Here is a 16,452-nt window from a genome sequence, read left to right as displayed (position 1 = left end):
TTTTTATCTGTGTGTTGAAAGATACACTATAAAAGGACAGCCTTCCTATTTTGGGGAAATACTGTCCTTTTATCTTTACTATCTTATTCTTTTATTTACATACTTTGCCTTGTATTTAGAATAAACTATTGTCTGATCTTTATATAAACCATAGTATCCTGACAGGGCATAGCTTATTGATATGGCAATTAAATAATATGATACCCCCTCAAATCCAAATAATTCAAAGGAAATGAGCATTGATGTAACAGGACAGTTGGTAATTCCACAAAACACCGCCACCATTCCTGCCGCTGCAGCTAATTCCGGTGGAAATCCTATGATTTGTCCACATACACATCCAAAGGTTGCACCTATACAAAATCCCGGAACTATTTCGCCTCCACGGAATCCTGCCCTCATGGTTATTGCAGTCAAAACCATTTTCCACACAAAATCAAGAGGTCGTGCCCTACCGTTTATAGCACGGGCAATTAACTCACTTCCTGCTCCCATGTAATCACTCGTATTTAGGAAGAGCGTTATCACAATTACAACACATCCTGCCACAAAAACACGAATATATGGATTCTTAAGGCATTTTGTATAAATTTTGGAGGCTATTTTTAGTGCAATACAAAACAGTATGCTTACTGCTCCGCACCCTGCAGCAATAACGCCCATTTTTAATCCGTTTTCAATGGTGATTTCAGGAATATTGGTAACATTAAAAACTTCCGGATGAATTCCTAATCCTGCTGCAAACTCTGCTGCTATTATTGATGCTATAACACAGGGCAGCAATGCGGCATAATACATAACTCCAACACTTACTACTTCCATGGCAAAAACTGCCGCTGCCATGGGAGTTCCAAACACCGCTGAAAACGCGGCACTCATTCCACACATTACCATAACATGCTGGTCAAATTCATCTAGCTTCACTATTCTCCCAAGCTGATTGCCTATGCTTCCACCAAACTGTATTGCCGCACCCTCTCTACCTGCCGAACCTCCTGTTAAGTGGGTTAGCAGGGTTGCCACAAAAATCAAGGGAGCTGATTTAATGGGGACATCATCTTTAGACCTGATGGTGGATAAGACCTGATTTGTTCCCCTATCATCCTTGTCTAACATCTGATACATAAAAACAATAATCAGTCCGGCAATGGGAAGAAACAGAAATACCCATGGGCTGCCGGTTCTAAACTTTATTGCTCCTTTTATGCAACCTGCAAACACGCTACTTGCTCCACCTACTATAACTCCTGTAAGTATGGCAAGAATTATCCATTTGAAAAAAGTAGTAATATCCTTTTTCATCCTGCCTTCATAATAATGAACTACTGCCTTATTTCGTTCTTCCCTTGTCATATTTTTGCTATCTATATGCATTGTATTTTCTCCCTGCACGGAGATAAAAAGTCCGACATCACAGAACATAACCGGCATTCTGTAACGTCGGACCTTACATGGAAAACTCTTGTATTTTCCTACAAACTCCGCTGTTAATTACCCTCTAAAATATATTTATTTTAATTATACACTGTATTTTCAGAGTGTCAATTAACAGTATCTCTTCCTTATTATATATAATCTTTTGTTTTGTGCATCAGACATTAATCTATGCTTCTGTACTTTCCTTTTTAGCACTGAATAATTTCTTTAAACAACTGAATGCAACCAACACTCCAAGAACCATAAGAAGTACCGCAACTATAAACTGAAGTCCGTCTACAAGGAATGTAGCATTGCCATTTACCATATTAGCAACTAATGCAATTGTCTTCTGAACTAATGCCGTAAAGGTTACTGCTAACATTACAAACATTGGTATGTACAATGTCCAGCCTGTTCTTCCTGTTGTTTTAAGGAATACTGCTAATGCAATTAAAACTAATGCTGCAAGAAGCTGGTTTGCAGAGCCAAATAAAGGCCATACATTGTTGTATCCACCAAGAGTAAGTAAATATCCAAAGAATAATGTTATAACTGTTGCAAAATATTTATTAGTTAAAACCTTCTGCCATACAGGCATTTTGGATGTGTCTGTTGTGTCGCCATAGAATAATTCCTGGAATGACATTCTTCCGATTCTGGCAACTGAATCTAATGATGTAAGGGCTAATGCTGATACACACATTGTCATGAAAACTGTTGCAACCTGTACAGGTAATCCTAATTTTTCCAAAAATCCTGCAACACCATTTGAAAAGATTGCAAAAGGTGTTCCATCAGGCTTTGTTCCATTTACTGCAACTGCGCCTACAACTACAAGAGATATTATTCCCAGCAATGATTCAACTACCATGGCTCCATATCCAACCATCGGCATATCTTTCTCATTGCTAATTGTTTTTGATGATGTTCCTGATGATACAAGGCTATGGAAACCTGAAACTGCACCACATGCAATTGTTACAAATAATGTAGGAAACAAATAATTTCCTCCTACGTTAAATCCGTTGTAGGCATTTAACTGCATTGTAGGATGTGCAACTACTACACCAATTACTGCTCCTGCAATCATGCCTAATAACATAAAGGTTGTCATGTAGTCTCTAGGCTGCATTAAAAGCCACATTGGCATAACTGATGCCAGGAATAAATAAGCCATAACAATGTATATCCAAGCTGTTTTTGTTGCATAAATAGGAAGTTTCATACCTATTGCAAACATAGCTACCAAAAGTGCAATGGCAATTACAGCACGTACTATTTCATTCATTTTTCCTACACGTTTTTGAATTACTCCAAAAACAACTGCTACAACAATAAATAACATTGATATGGAAGCTGCTGCTGAATTTGCGTAGCTTACGCTTTCTTTCATTCCTGCAACTCCTTTACCTACGAAGGTTCCTGCAACCATATCTGTAAATGCTGCAATTACCAGTAATGTAAACAACCAGCAAAACAGCATAAATAATTTTCGTCCGCTTCTTCCGATATATTTTTCAATAATCATTCCCATGGATTTTCCTTCGTTTTTAACTGATGCATATAATGAACCGAAATCCTGAACAGCTCCAAAGAATAATCCACCAATTACTAACCATAACAAAACTGGAACCCATCCGAATACTGATGCAAGTATAGGCCCTGTTACAGGTCCTGCTCCTGCAATTGATGAAAACTGATGTGCAAATACCGTAAATTTAGATGATGGCACATAATCCTGTCCGTCTTCATGAGTGTATGCCGGTGTTTTTGCCTTAGCATCGATTCCCCATTTATTTGCCAACCAACGTCCGTAAAATAGATAGCCGGCACCTAAAACTACAATTCCGATTAAAACAATAACTAAACCATTCATTTCTTTCTTTCGCAAAAATGCGACTCCTTTCTTATATTTGCAAAGAGTCTATATCGAAGGGATTTCTATTAAGTAAAAAAACCTCCGTCCTTATTCTACATAAAGACGAAGGTTAAAACTTCCGCGTTACCACTCTACTTGTCATTTCCATGACCACTCAGTCTCATCTCACAAGCCTACGCTATAGAAATAAGCTTCTTTTTAACGGTAGAAAACCGGTGACACCTACTATTCCAAAAGAACTTCAGTGCACTGCTCACAGAGGATAATCATCAAAAACATACACCGGCTCACACCAACCGCCAGCTCTCTTTAGTACTTACTTTCCAATGACCTTATTCTGCTCTTCGCATTTTCTCTTTGTTGACACCCACGATAGCACTGTGTGAAAAACTTGTCAATGCTGCTTTTAAAAAACTTTGTTTGTTTTAATTCTACTTTATTTTTTTAAGTGTCTGGTTGCTTTTTGTATATTTTTTTAATTTTTTCAACAAATTTTCTTTTATGTCTTCTACTATCTGCTTTGGTGTCAAATGATTGTCCCTTAACACTTTCTCCAGGTTGTAGCGGTCAAGAAATTCTGTTTTGATTCCATAATTTAAAACTTTCATGTCTGTATTTCCATAGAATCCTGAAATTTTCTGACCAAAGCCACCATCTAAAAAGCCGTCTTCTAACGTAATGACAGCAAAATGATTTTTCTTTAAGTCGTTAAGAGTTTTTTCATCTAATCCCGTTATATAATAAGGATTAATAACTGTTGCGGCAATTCCTGTAGTTTCTTTTAAGAGTGTGGCGACTTCTCTTCCTAAGTGATAAAAAGCACCAAGTCCTATTATGGCAACATCACTGCCCCTTTCAGTTATTTCATAAGTATTAAGTCTGCTAAAATCCTTTGAAACTATTTTGCCATCAGAAACAACCTGACCACCCGGAACTTTAATTGCCACCGGATAATCCTTCTGCTCAATGCTCCAATCAAGCATTGCCAAATATTCCTCTTTAGTTGTTGGTGCTAAATAAACAAGATTTGGAATATTTGACATCATTGGAATATCCTGTAAACCAATGTGGGTAACATCATTCATGCCATATACGGAGCCTGCGAAAGTAACAATAGTTGCAGGATTTTTATCAATACACAAATCCTGTGAAATCTGATCGAAAGCACGCTGAATAAATGTGCTGTAAACACCAAATACAGGCTTTCCTCCGTTTTTTGCAATACCGGAAGCCATGGCAACTGCCGTTTCCTCTGCAATTCCCACATCTACAAACTGACTTCCTGCCTCTTTTCTTTTATCCTCTGTAAATCCCATTATAGTAGGAGTTCCTGCTGTAATTGCCACAACTTTTGAATCCTTCTTCATTTTATCCAAAAGGTAGACATTAGTTACGGATGAATAATCCTCTCCGTCAAAAGTATATAACGGCTTACCTGTTTCAATATCAAATGGAGCACAAAAATGCCATTTTTCCTTGTTATGCTCTGCTATTTCATAACCTTTTCCCTTTAGGGTTTTAATATGGACAACTACAGGCTTTTTACTGTCTTTAACCTGTTTAAAAGCCTCAATAAGGGAAGTAACATCATTTCCTTTGTCCACATAAATATAATCAAAATTCATTGCCTTAAATAAATTACACTGAGCCTGTCCGTCTGTCTTCCTAAGAAGCTTCAGATTTTTGTATATGCCTCCATGGTTTTCGGCAATGGACATATCATTATCATTTACCACAACAATAAAATTACTGTTCATTTCACCGGCAACATCCAAGCCCTCTAATGCTTCACCACCACTTAATGAGCCATCACCAATTACGGCTATTACGTTGCCGTCCTCACCATTTAAATCCCTTGCCTTTGCCAAACCACAGGCAAGACTTACAGATGTGGATGTATGACCTATCGTAAAGAAATCATGTTCACTTTCCTTTGGATTGGTAAATCCTGACACATCATCGTAATGTTCCTCGTACAAATATGCATCTTTTCTTCCTGTAAGCATTTTATGGGGATAGCTTTGATGGGAAACATCATATACTATCTTATCTTTAGGTGAATCAAAAACGTAGTGAAGTGCTATTGTAGCCTCCACCATACCAAAGTTTGGTCCGAAGTGTCCGCCATGCTTACTTGCTCTTTTAAGTAGTGCCTGTCTCATTTCATCCGCCAACACCTCAAGCTGTGGCATTGATAGTTCTTTTACATCTTTTGGTTCATTTATATTTTCTATATACATTGTAATCCTCCATATTTACATAATATTATTTGACTATTTTTATTTTCTAGTCATTGTTACATGTGTCCTTATCCCAGTTCAATTCTCCGGTATCTACTGCCTTTTGATATCTTGATATTTTATAATCAAGACGTTTCATTGCAGTTTCTAACTGACTTCTCTGCTCCTCTAATTTTTCTTTTTCCTCCTGCAACAGATGAAGTCTTGCAGAAAATGTTGTATCTCCCTGCATACACATTTTCACATATTCAATTAGAGATTCCACTGATACTCCGGCTTTTCGCATACAAATTACCAGTTCCACCCAGCTTAAATCACTTTCCTGATAATCACGTATGCCACCTGCAGTACGTGTAACTTCGGGAATCATACCTATTCTCTCATAATATCGAAGAGTGTCCGATGAAATATTGTATTTTTCGCTTACTTCTTTTATGGTCACAAAAAATCACTCCTTTCTGATAAAGGAATTATAAAACTTAGAGTATACTCTAAGTCAAGGATTTTTATATTAATCACGGTATTTCCGCAAAAAACCGGTAAAATTATACTTTTTATAAAGCATAACTTTACCGGTTAGTTTTCGTTATATTGATTTACATAATTTTATTTTGCTAATGAATTATCCCAATTAAACTTTAACTCTCCCCCCAATTTGTATTGTTCTCAACCGTTCGTGAACCATAACCATAAAAAGTTCCTACTATAACTTCTTCATCCCCACCTGTTGCCGCCTTAACATTCGTTACTATAATGCCGTCTGTCCTCAATGCCGTAAACATCATTATAACGAATAAAAGTATGGCTAAAACCTTCCTTTCCATTTAATACTCCCATTTGTTTTTTATGAATATTGTTGTAATAACATTATTACCTTCCGTCACCTCAGTATTAATAAAAAATATACATTTCACTTTAAATATTTTCCATTTCTTTTAATACTTTATCAATATCACATTTATCCGGATTATCACCAATTAAATTACATATTTTTTCTATCAGTACAATGTCTTCTTCCAGTTCATCAGCTATCTGGGATAGTGGCTTTTTCTTTGTTAGTTTCTTGCATACTTGTGTAATAAGCTTTCTGTTTTGTCCTATATTTTCCCCTTCTGCCAGTCCCTCTTCATAATAGTCCTCTTTTAAGTGTTCTCTTGTTTTTTCCTCATCATATTCCATCATAAACATATCAAGCACCTCCGACCTGTGTTCCTGCAGGAAATCTATTAAGACACCATTTTCTATACAATAATCTATTGCCTGTAGAATTGCTTCTCTCTGGTCTTCCGTTTCCTGCCGAAACTCTTTTATCTTTGCCACCATTATAGCATAGCCTTCAAGAATTGAACACTTTTCCATTAATTCTTTGTTACATCCGTAATTGATATTTAGAACTGTTGCAGTCCATTCAAAACATCCTTCACCAACCGGCACCTTAAAGGCGTCTGATAACTTAAGTATCTCCCTTTCGGGGCGTTTCTCATTTCCATTATAAAACACATAATACTGGGGTGTGGGAATCATTATGAGCTTCCTTCTGTTAAGGTCAAGGTCATTTTCAACTACATACTTATTATATAATTCCCCTGCATATCTGAATCCACGAAAGGGCATATTAGGATTCCATGTACTTTGATGCTCCATTAGTGCCATTCTGTTGTCAATTATGCAGGACACATCATTTTTCATATTCATATAAAACACATCGTCTAATGTGTAAATTTGTAAATCATCAGGGTTAGTATAGTTAGTACCGTTTAATGCATTAAATAATTCCAGTAAATTCCCCTTATATTTTTCATATCCGAAAAGCATTCTGAATACCCTGTCTTTATGCTGCCTATTAACTCCTGCCATAAGTCCTCCTTTGTTTTTAATTTAGTATGTTTTGTTTTATATACACAGTGTAACATAATTGCAGGTTTTATTGCAACATAATTATTTTGTTACTATAATTATTTTATGTGATGTTTTATTTTCAGATGAATTTTCAGCATTAAACAAGAATAGCTACTCTTTAATTGCTGATTATTATTTTCCTAATCATAAATAATGTTATTTTATTTTTTCTTTTTGTATTGAATATATGTGTTTTCCCCATTTCTTCATACTTACTTTCGTTTTTACAAGCATTTATCTCAATATATCTTATCATTGTAATTGCTGTTCTAAAATTAGCTCATTAAGGATTTTCGAGGTAACAAAGGTGGATTCACTTTCAGCAAAAATTCAGAAAATGTACGGATACAGCGACTATGAAATGGCACTTATAAAATATTCTGTTACTGCAATGCTTTCTGAAATCAGCAAAATCGTCATTTTAAGTATTTTTTATTTGTTTATTGGAAAATTTGATTTATTTGTAGCATTTTTAGCACTGCTGATTTTTCTGCGAATTAATGGTGGGGGATATCATTGCAAGCATTATATTACATGCTTGATGCTTACAACTTTAATATCTGTTTTGGCTATAATTGTTTTACCGTTAATATCTCTCCCTAATTATTCCATAATGATATGCGTTTTAATTGTATGTTTACTTGTTACCTATTGCATTGGGCCTGTTCCATCACCCTTTAGGCCCAATCCTGATATGTTACTAATTAAGCGCTGTAACATCAAATGTTTTCTCGTAATTCTAACTTTCATTATAATTGTTAGCATTTTCAATTCTAACAATGGGATTAAACCTTATCTTGTTGTTGGCTTTTGGACTATTACATTACATACATTACAATTGATTATAGCTAAAATACTTCGGAAAGGAGACTAAAAAATCATGAAAAAATTTGCTTATTCAAGAATTAACAAGCTTTGTAGTATGTTCTTAGCACTTGGAGTGCTTTCACATTTCCATGGAGTAAGCTTTTTCTTCTTTGGAGAACCTAAATACCCTTCAAAAGATAACTACACGCAAATATAAAATCTGCAAAAGGTGGCTCACCCTAATTACTACTCTTTGTAAGATGAACCACCTTATCTATTTTATAATGTTAAACACTATCCATTCCATGCTATTATCATTTTCAATATGCGTATACACATCGTATTTGTACTTTTGTTGTAATTCCATAAGTTTATTTAACCCTATTCCTCTTTCCCCTTCCTTTGTAGAATATCCCCTTTCAAAGAATTTTTGTATTTCGCTATTTAAAATATTTACAACGGGATTTTTAACCAATAAATTAATACCCTCAGCATCGCTTAACTCAAACACTATTTTCTTTGATACTTCCGTACTGGTAACTGCTTCAATTGCATTATCTAAAAGAATCCCGACAATATCAACTAAATCATATATTACTATTTCATTGCTATCTCTATATGAAATCTCATACTGAATCTCAATTCCATTGTTTTCGGCTTCAACAAATTTAGTATATATAAAACCTGCCAATATAGAATTTTTTGTGCAACTCAGAACTTTTGAAAATCTATTTTGATATAAAACATTATCACAATATTTCTTTTGTATTTCAATTAATTCTTCCATTGATTCTGCTTTTAAATGAGAGCTATAAATAGCATCAATTTGATTTTTAAAATCGTGCTGTTTGTTTCTCATTGTTTTAATCATTTCCTCAAACACACCATTATATAAATTAGTAATCTGAAGTTCCTGCTCTCGTCTATTTAGTTCATATGTTGATTTTTGCCAACGATATATAAAAATCAAAAACATCGTCATGAATATGCTAATCAAAACAAATATATCTATTTCAATTACTTCACTCTTTTTCAATGAATACATAAAGTAAACTAACACGATAACGCATAATGTCAAAGAAGTTTTCAATATCCAATCTCTTTTTGCAAATATTTCAACTACTGACATAAATATTTTATTATTTCTTGTAAAAAATAATATCAATAATATCGCTCCATTAATAAACATTATTATGAGACTTTCGTTTGGAGTTATGTAATAAAAAAAGCTAAATGGAATATAAACTAATATTTGTAAAGCCCCTATTATTAATGTTACCAGTAAGCATTTTAGAACTGTTCTTTTTACACTGTCTCCAAATTTTAAATAAGCATATATAAAGTAAATTAAATAAATCACAAAATACATACCCTTAGAAACTATGCCTTCCTGTATCATTTGCATGAATGCCATTTCAATCCCAACAAATCCCACATTATAAACGTCTATTTTTAGTTTTTCTCCATTTAGGCTGTGCAGACATACTACAAGAGCGAGCATTTCAAATAGACGATATGTTATTTCGAGCATCTCTGAAGTCCCTCCAGAAAGCTTTGCTTAAGCCTGATTCCTATTTCCAGTTTTCCGTATCCGTCTCTCAGATATGCATACCTGTTTACTATATCCACACTTTCCACATAATCTGCGTTTACTATTGTATTTTTATTACATTTGAGAAATCTTTCAGAATTTAATTCCAACAAGGTATTTTTTGTAGATTTATATGGGGCATCCACTACCTCATCTTTACAATGGATATGTGAAGTATTATGGTCAATTTCAAAATATACGATATCTTCAACCTTTATTATGTAATGTACAAAGTCCTTCTTGTATTTGTAGTAGCGGTTTTCCTTCTTTTCAGTCTGAAACTTCAATGTTTCCTTTACTGTTTCCAAAAATTCATCATTATCATATGGCTTTTCAAAATACCTGTAACAATGTAGCTGTGCATATGCATACAAATTGGCGTCTTCTAATGCCGTTGTAAAAATAATCGGAGTAAATTTATACCTGTCTATTTTTCTTATACTCTCAACGAATTTAGTTCCGGCAATATCTCCCGGTATATTTGTGTTTAATATGATATCTACAATGAACAAATCGATGTGATATTCTAAAGCATAGCGATATGCCTGTTCGCTATTTTCAGCTTTATGAATAAATACCCCATCGATTCTATTAATCAGTGCACAGGCTTTATCCATACTGTGCATATTATCTTCTACTATCAATATTTGTTTGTCTGTTGATTGCATAAACATTTATCCCCTGTGTTAATTTATTTCTTTTTTCTTACATTTATATCATATTCCTGTTGAACCTTAAATGCACTTTTGGTTATTTCCAAATATATTTTTATCTTTTCATCTGCCGGTAGTCTGACAAAATCATATACATATTCCTGCTTGCCTTCTACCTTTCCCAAGAGAATATAATTTGGTGATGCATTGAATTTATCGTAAAGTATCTGCAATTGATTTGTAGTAACCTTGCTCTTACCGTATTCAATATTTTGATAATGCGTTGTGGAATGTATTCCCAGTATTTCCGCCATCTTCTCCTGGGACAATTGGTTCTCTTTTCTTACCGCGCGAATGCGCTGTCCGATTTCTCTATCTGTATTCATTTCTGCACCTTAGTTTATATTAATATCCCAATACCTACTTTGTCAATTTTAATATTTTTACTATCGTCATTCCACATTTATATGAGTGTTATTAACACTGTATTACAGTGTGTTTTTTCAAAAAAAATATAAAGGCCTTTTGTTACCTTTATATTTTTTCATTACACTTATGATATTTTATTGTCAAACATAATATGTACTTTACTTTCCTTCTTTTGCAAAGTATTCTTTTACAAGTTTTACCACAACTCCTGATAATAGGAAAACCGCAATAAGGTTTGGTATTGCCATCAATCCATTAAAGGTTTCGGCTATGCTCCAAAGAAGTCCCAAATCCATTGTAGCTCCCACAATGGCAACTAAAGAGTATACCAGCATAAAAGGCTTGTTTACCTTTGAGCCAAACAAGAATTCGATACATCTTGCGCCATACAGTCCCCAGCCTACAATGGTCGAAAATGCGAAACAACACATTGCCACCGCAGTAAAAATTGAAACCCAGCTACCGTATGTTGAGGTAAATCCTGAGATTGTAAGCTCTGCTCCTGCTGTGCTTCCAAAGTTAATAGGCACTTCACTACATAAAATAACCAGCGCTGTCAGGGTACATATAACAATAGTATCCACAAACACCTCAAATATTCCAAAGAATCCCTGCTTTACCGGCTTTCTTGTATCAGCACATGCATGGGCAATAGAACCTGTTCCCAATCCTGCCTCGTTGGAAAAAATTCCTCTTGAAACACCTTTTTTCATGCTCATAAAAAAGCTTCCAACTGCACCACCTGTTACAGATGCCGGATTAAAGGCTCCCTCTATTATTAATGAAAAAACTGAAGGAATATTTTGTATGTTTAATGCAATTACACCTATTGCAAATACAATATATAAAAGTGCCATAAAAGGGACCAATTTTTCAGTTACCTGACCTATTCTCTTAATTCCTCCTAAAAGAATCATTGCCAATAAAACAGCTAAAATTATTCCAATTATAAGATTTACTGTTTTTGCACTATCTCCTGACATTATTCCATAATTTTCAAGAGCTGAATCTATGGCAGTTGTAATTGTATTTACCTGAGTTGCATTTCCGGTACCAAATACTGTCAGAACACCAAATATTGAAAACAGATACGCCAACCAGTGCCAATGCTTCTTTAATCCGTTTTTTATATAATACATTGGGCCACCAACTAATTCACCCTTTTCATTTTTTTCTCTAAAATGTACTGCAAGGGTTACTTCAGAAAATTTGGTACACATTCCAAGTATTGCAGAAATCCACATCCAGAAAACTGCTCCCGGTCCACCTATTGCAATGGCTCCTGCCACTCCTGCAATATTCCCCGTTCCCACTGTAGCTGCCAATGCCGTACACACAGCCTGAAACGGTGTCATTGCACCATCTGCCGCCTCTTTCTTTTTGAACATCCTACCGATGGTAACTTTCATTGCATAAGGGAATTTTCTGATTTGTATAAATTTTGTTCTAAAACTCAAAACCAGTCCCACTCCAATAATACATATCATTGCCGGGACACCCCATATAAAATCATTAACTGCTGAGTTTATACTTTCAATAACTGATGTCATTTCACTTAATCCTTTCGCCTTTGTATCACCCACGATATTATTTAAAAAAAGCACGCATAACTGCTTGATTATACCATAAAAAAGTAAAAACTCCAATGCAGCTAACTATTTTAAATATCTCATAAATATATTAAATTTCCAATTTTATAAACTTTTTCATAATATCCACATCAATTATATCCTCAATATTAATAATCATCCCCTCACTCATAATTATCTTATGCTCATATATATTAATTTTCTTTACTTTTCCTGTGATTTTCCTATATTCTCCACCTGCTTTTTTCACATCAGGCACAAAATATGTAAAAGTCACAGTTATATCTTTGTCTATATTATTTTTTATAAATTGTAATTTCTCATTTATTCTTATTTTTTCATCTTCATCTAATTCCAGTTTTTTCTCTGTGAGACGTGCCGACTCATTAATTTCCTCTTCGTGACCTGTAAGAGCTGCAAAAGGCGAGAACTGGGCAGCCCTGTCATGTAAAGACATCCTGGGATGTGTCTTAGACACATGGTGAGGTAAATTAATAATATCATTGTAATTGTCATCCTTAGAATCGTTAATCATGCCTTATGACCTCCAATCTGAGCATTCCTATCCTTTGCTGTAGCTCCTTTTTCTAAATTCATACCTTTAAGTACCGCATTTTTGCCAAATCGTTTTTTTATGTCAATCATGGCTTTTTGCATATTCTTTTCTCTCTGTAAACTCTCCTTTTCCTTAGCATTTTCCTTACCTAATTCATTGTAATCCGTAAAGAAATCCAGTTGCTTAAACTGATTGTTTTCCTTTATTGAATCCTCCCATACAACCTTATTTGCCGTTATATTTATTCTTCTTATAAGTAGGCTTTTATCAACGGTTTCATCATATGCTTTCGTTACAGCTTCCATAATAATTCTGGTGGATGAGGTCTGATAATCAAGATTAATGGTTACGTGAGCATGTTTAGGTATTCTTCTTCCATAACGGTCTATAGTTATTTCTCCCTGATATTTCCCACGTTTTTTTGAATTAAGATTCTCAATATCATATCCTACAGTTAAAACCAGCTGATTGGTGACAAGTTTTTTATCCACCAAATCCAGTACCAACGCATCTGTCATTTCTTTTACAACCAACCTTGCCTTATAAAAATCATAAGGGCATTGCAATACCTGACCTGAACCCAAGCTATTGGTTTCCGGTCTGTATGCTTTAATATCAGCTATGGTACAGGGTTCGTACCCCCATGCGTGATCTATGAGCAATTCAGCATTTATTCCTAAAAGTTTATAAAGTAAATCTTCATTATGATATTCATTCTGTTCTCCCAGAGAACATCTGGCTATATCCCCCATAGTAAACAAACCATTTTCTTCTAACTTTTTGGCATATCCTCTCCCAACCCTCCAAAAATCCGTCAATGGTTTGTGATTCCACAACAACCTGCGGTACGCCATTTCATCAAGCTCAGCTATACGGACACCATCCTGATTGGGCTCTGTGTGTTTTGCAACTATATCCATGGCAATCTTACACAAATACATATTAGTGCCTATGCCTGCCGTCGCCGTAATTCCTGTTGTATTTAACACATCACGAACTACCATGCTTGCAAATTCCTTAGCAGTCATCTTATAAGTGTTAAGGTATGATGTAACATCCATAAACACCTCATCCACAGAATATACATGCATATCTTCCGGTGCAACATACTTCAAATATATATCATATATACGTGTACTGTATTCCATGTAAAGCGACATTCTGGGAGTTGCCACTACATAATCTAACTTAAGGGCAGGATTCCTCCTAAGTTCCAAATCATCATAAGATTCTCCCTGAAATTCTCCACCCGGAGCCTTTCTTTTACGCACCTGATTAACCTGTCTTACCTTCTGTACCACTTCAAAAAGTCGTGCTCTGCCGGGAATACCATATGCCTTAAGAGAAGGTGAAACTGCAAGGCAAATAGTTTTCTCTGTTCTACTAATATCTGCCACTACAAGATTAGTAGTCAATGGGTCTAAATTTCTCTCATTGCATTCCACAGATGCATAGAATGATTTTAAATCTATGGCTATATATGTTCTATTCTGTGACATTTTCCCTCTCCTTAATTTAAATTGCGCCTCATATCTCGAACATTTGTTCTAATGCTATGATAGCATATTTTTTATAAAAGTCAACTTGGAATATATTGTTAAAAGTTATTTTCTTGATTTAATATATTTATTTATGGTCATAAATGTAAATGTTACTATTTTTTTAATGTATATTTATACTGTATTATTTAATTAACGTCAAAAGAGCCCTCCACACCACAGTGCGAAGGGTTCTTCCCATTTCAAACATTAATTCTTATGATACATTCTTTCATCTTCTTCATATTTCGGTTCGCAGGTAAGCTGGATTCCCAACTTTTTAAAAATCTGCTCATCAACTGATGAAAGTAAAACTGTTGAATGTGCATCGCATCCCTTTAATAATGGAAGTTTCTTCATTGCTTTCATGGCAATTTCATTATTTGCCGCTGTAGCTGATAATGCCGTAAGCACCTCATCAGTATGAAGTCTTGGGTTTTTGCTTCCAAGGTAATTTATCTTCAAATCCTGTATCGGGTCAATTGCCTTAGGGTCAATAAGTTTTACTTCTTTATCTATACCTGCCAAAACTTTTAAAGCATTTATCAAAGCTGAAGAAGCCGCACCAAGAAGCTCACTTGTACCTCCTGAAACAATAGTTCCGTCTCTTAACTCAATAGCCATTGCCGGATTTCCATTTTCATTCTTCTCCCTTTCAAGAGCAACAATTGTAACTTTTCTGTCTTCCACAGTTATTTCTGCCTGCTTCATTAAAAGTTCTAACTTACATATGTCATCTTTTGTTGTGCCGTTACGTCTCTTTTCGCAAAGGCACTTGTAGTATCTTCTGATAATCTCCTGTTTTGAAGCTTCACGACATGCCTCATCATCTATAATGCAGTTTCCTGCCATATTTACACCCATTTCTGTTGGTGACTTGTAAGGACTTTTCCCAAAAATAAGTTCAAACATTGCATTTACAACAGGGAAAATTTCGCAGTCTCTATTGTAATTTACAACCGCTTCGCCACGGGCTTCTAAGTGGAATGGGTCAATCATATTTACATCATTTAAATCTGCTGTTGCAGCCTCATATGCCAGATTAACCGGATGTTTAAGAGGAATATTCCAAATAGGAAATGTCTCATATTTGGCATACCCTGCATCTACACCTCTTTTATGTTCATGATACAACTGTGAAAGGCAAACTGCCATCTTTCCGCTTCCCGGCCCCGGTGCAGTAACTACAACCAGTGGTCTTTCTGTTTCGATATATTCATTCTTTCCGTAACCTTCATCACTGACAATAAACTCTACATCACTTGGATATCCTGGAATTTTGTAGTGTTTATATGACTTAATGTTCATGGAATCAAGCCTTTTAATAAACAGGTTGGCTGACGGCTGCTCTGCAAATTTTGTAAGGCACACACTTCCTACAAACAATCCCACTGACTGAAATTCATCAATAAGTCTTAAAACATCCATATCATAAGTAATTCCGTAATCTCCACGTACCTTATTGTTTTCAATGTCTTCCGCACTAATTGCTATAACGATTTCTGCCTGATCCTTAAGCTGTAAAAGCATCTGAAGCTTTGAGTCCGGCTCAAATCCCGGCAAAACTCTTGAAGCATGGAAATCATCAAATAACTTTCCACCAAACTCCAAATATAGCTTGTTTCCAAACTGGGCAATTCTTTCCTTAATATGTTCTGACTGCATTGTCAGATATTTCTCATTATCAAAACCTTTTTTAAACATTTTACTTAACCTCTTTTGTTTTGCAAATTAAATCCACCCGTAATTTTATCATATTTAGATGGCTTTTTGAACCATAATATATTTTCTTTTATTGCACCAAAATTAAAATTTTAAATTCCACTCTCCCATCTCACAGTGGAATTTACTT

At 35.0% G+C, this 16,452-nt stretch carries 14 protein-coding genes and 1 other annotated feature; of the genes, 1 reads left to right on the top strand and 13 read right to left on the bottom strand.

Features of this window, described 5'->3' with window-relative positions:
* Positions 1–78: 78 nt before the first annotated feature.
* From DWW68_RS04525 to DWW68_RS04500, 6 genes are all read right to left on the bottom strand, one after another.
* Complete coding sequence (locus tag DWW68_RS04525; protein WP_243053044.1) at positions 79–1,374, bottom strand: chloride channel protein; 1,296 nt, start codon at positions 1,372–1,374, stop codon at positions 79–81.
* A 229-nt stretch (positions 1,375–1,603) separates the two neighbouring features.
* Complete coding sequence (locus DWW68_RS04520) at positions 1,604–3,295, bottom strand: carbon starvation protein A (RefSeq protein WP_118589200.1); 1,692 nt, start codon at positions 3,293–3,295, stop codon at positions 1,604–1,606.
* A gap of 98 nt (positions 3,296–3,393) precedes the next feature.
* Positions 3,394–3,652: a binding site (T-box leader), on the bottom strand.
* Between the two features lie 77 nt (positions 3,653–3,729).
* Positions 3,730–5,538, bottom strand: a complete 1,809-nt coding sequence (locus DWW68_RS04515; RefSeq protein ID WP_118589182.1) for a 1-deoxy-D-xylulose-5-phosphate synthase — start codon at positions 5,536–5,538, stop codon at positions 3,730–3,732.
* Between the two features lie 46 nt (positions 5,539–5,584).
* Complete coding sequence (locus tag DWW68_RS04510) at positions 5,585–5,980, bottom strand: MerR family transcriptional regulator (protein WP_118589183.1); 396 nt, start codon at positions 5,978–5,980, stop codon at positions 5,585–5,587.
* 196 nt (positions 5,981–6,176) lie between these two features.
* Positions 6,177–6,362, bottom strand: coding sequence for a hypothetical protein (locus tag DWW68_RS04505; protein ID WP_118589184.1), 186 nt, complete (start codon positions 6,360–6,362; stop codon positions 6,177–6,179).
* Between the two features lie 91 nt (positions 6,363–6,453).
* Positions 6,454–7,395, bottom strand: coding sequence for a hypothetical protein (locus DWW68_RS04500; protein ID WP_021951974.1), 942 nt, complete (start codon positions 7,393–7,395; stop codon positions 6,454–6,456).
* Between the two features lie 922 nt (positions 7,396–8,317).
* Here DWW68_RS04500 and DWW68_RS13395 point away from each other — a divergent pair.
* The gene (locus DWW68_RS13395) at positions 8,318–8,461 is read left to right on the top strand and encodes a hypothetical protein (RefSeq protein WP_158576801.1); all 144 of its coding nucleotides are present in this window, start codon (positions 8,318–8,320) and stop codon (positions 8,459–8,461) included.
* A 57-nt stretch (positions 8,462–8,518) separates the two neighbouring features.
* On the opposite strand, the gene DWW68_RS04490 is transcribed toward DWW68_RS13395, so the two are convergent.
* The 7 genes from DWW68_RS04490 to DWW68_RS04460 form a co-directional block, all read right to left on the bottom strand.
* Entirely contained in the window at positions 8,519–9,775 is a 1,257-nt protein-coding gene (locus DWW68_RS04490) for a GHKL domain-containing protein (protein WP_118589186.1), read from the bottom strand.
* Positions 9,763–10,503, bottom strand: coding sequence for a response regulator (locus tag DWW68_RS04485; RefSeq protein ID WP_158576800.1), 741 nt, complete (start codon positions 10,501–10,503; stop codon positions 9,763–9,765). Before DWW68_RS04485 ends, DWW68_RS04490 begins: the two co-directional genes overlap by 13 nt.
* Before the next feature lie 23 nt (positions 10,504–10,526).
* A complete protein-coding gene (locus tag DWW68_RS04480; protein ID WP_021951979.1) occupies positions 10,527–10,874 on the bottom strand; it encodes a helix-turn-helix transcriptional regulator in 348 nt (115 codons plus the stop codon).
* A 201-nt stretch (positions 10,875–11,075) separates the two neighbouring features.
* Positions 11,076–12,467 (bottom strand): sodium:alanine symporter family protein, encoded by a 1,392-nt coding sequence (locus DWW68_RS04475; protein ID WP_118589201.1) that lies wholly within the window; start codon positions 12,465–12,467, stop codon positions 11,076–11,078.
* 130 nt (positions 12,468–12,597) lie between these two features.
* Complete coding sequence (locus DWW68_RS04470; protein WP_021951981.1) at positions 12,598–13,041, bottom strand: hypothetical protein; 444 nt, start codon at positions 13,039–13,041, stop codon at positions 12,598–12,600.
* The gene (locus DWW68_RS04465; RefSeq protein WP_118589187.1) at positions 13,038–14,561 is read right to left on the bottom strand and encodes a DNA methylase; all 1,524 of its coding nucleotides are present in this window, start codon (positions 14,559–14,561) and stop codon (positions 13,038–13,040) included. Before DWW68_RS04465 ends, DWW68_RS04470 begins: the two co-directional genes overlap by 4 nt.
* A gap of 249 nt (positions 14,562–14,810) precedes the next feature.
* Entirely contained in the window at positions 14,811–16,304 is a 1,494-nt protein-coding gene (locus DWW68_RS04460) for a DUF1846 domain-containing protein (protein WP_021951983.1), read from the bottom strand.
* Positions 16,305–16,452: the final 148 nt, after the last annotated feature.

The sequence above is a fragment of the Eubacterium sp. AF16-48 genome (assembly GCF_003479405.1).
GTDB classification, from domain to species: Bacteria; Bacillota; Clostridia; order Lachnospirales; family Lachnospiraceae; genus Eubacterium_G; species Eubacterium_G segne.
This window is presented reverse-complemented; position numbering and strand designations above follow the sequence as displayed.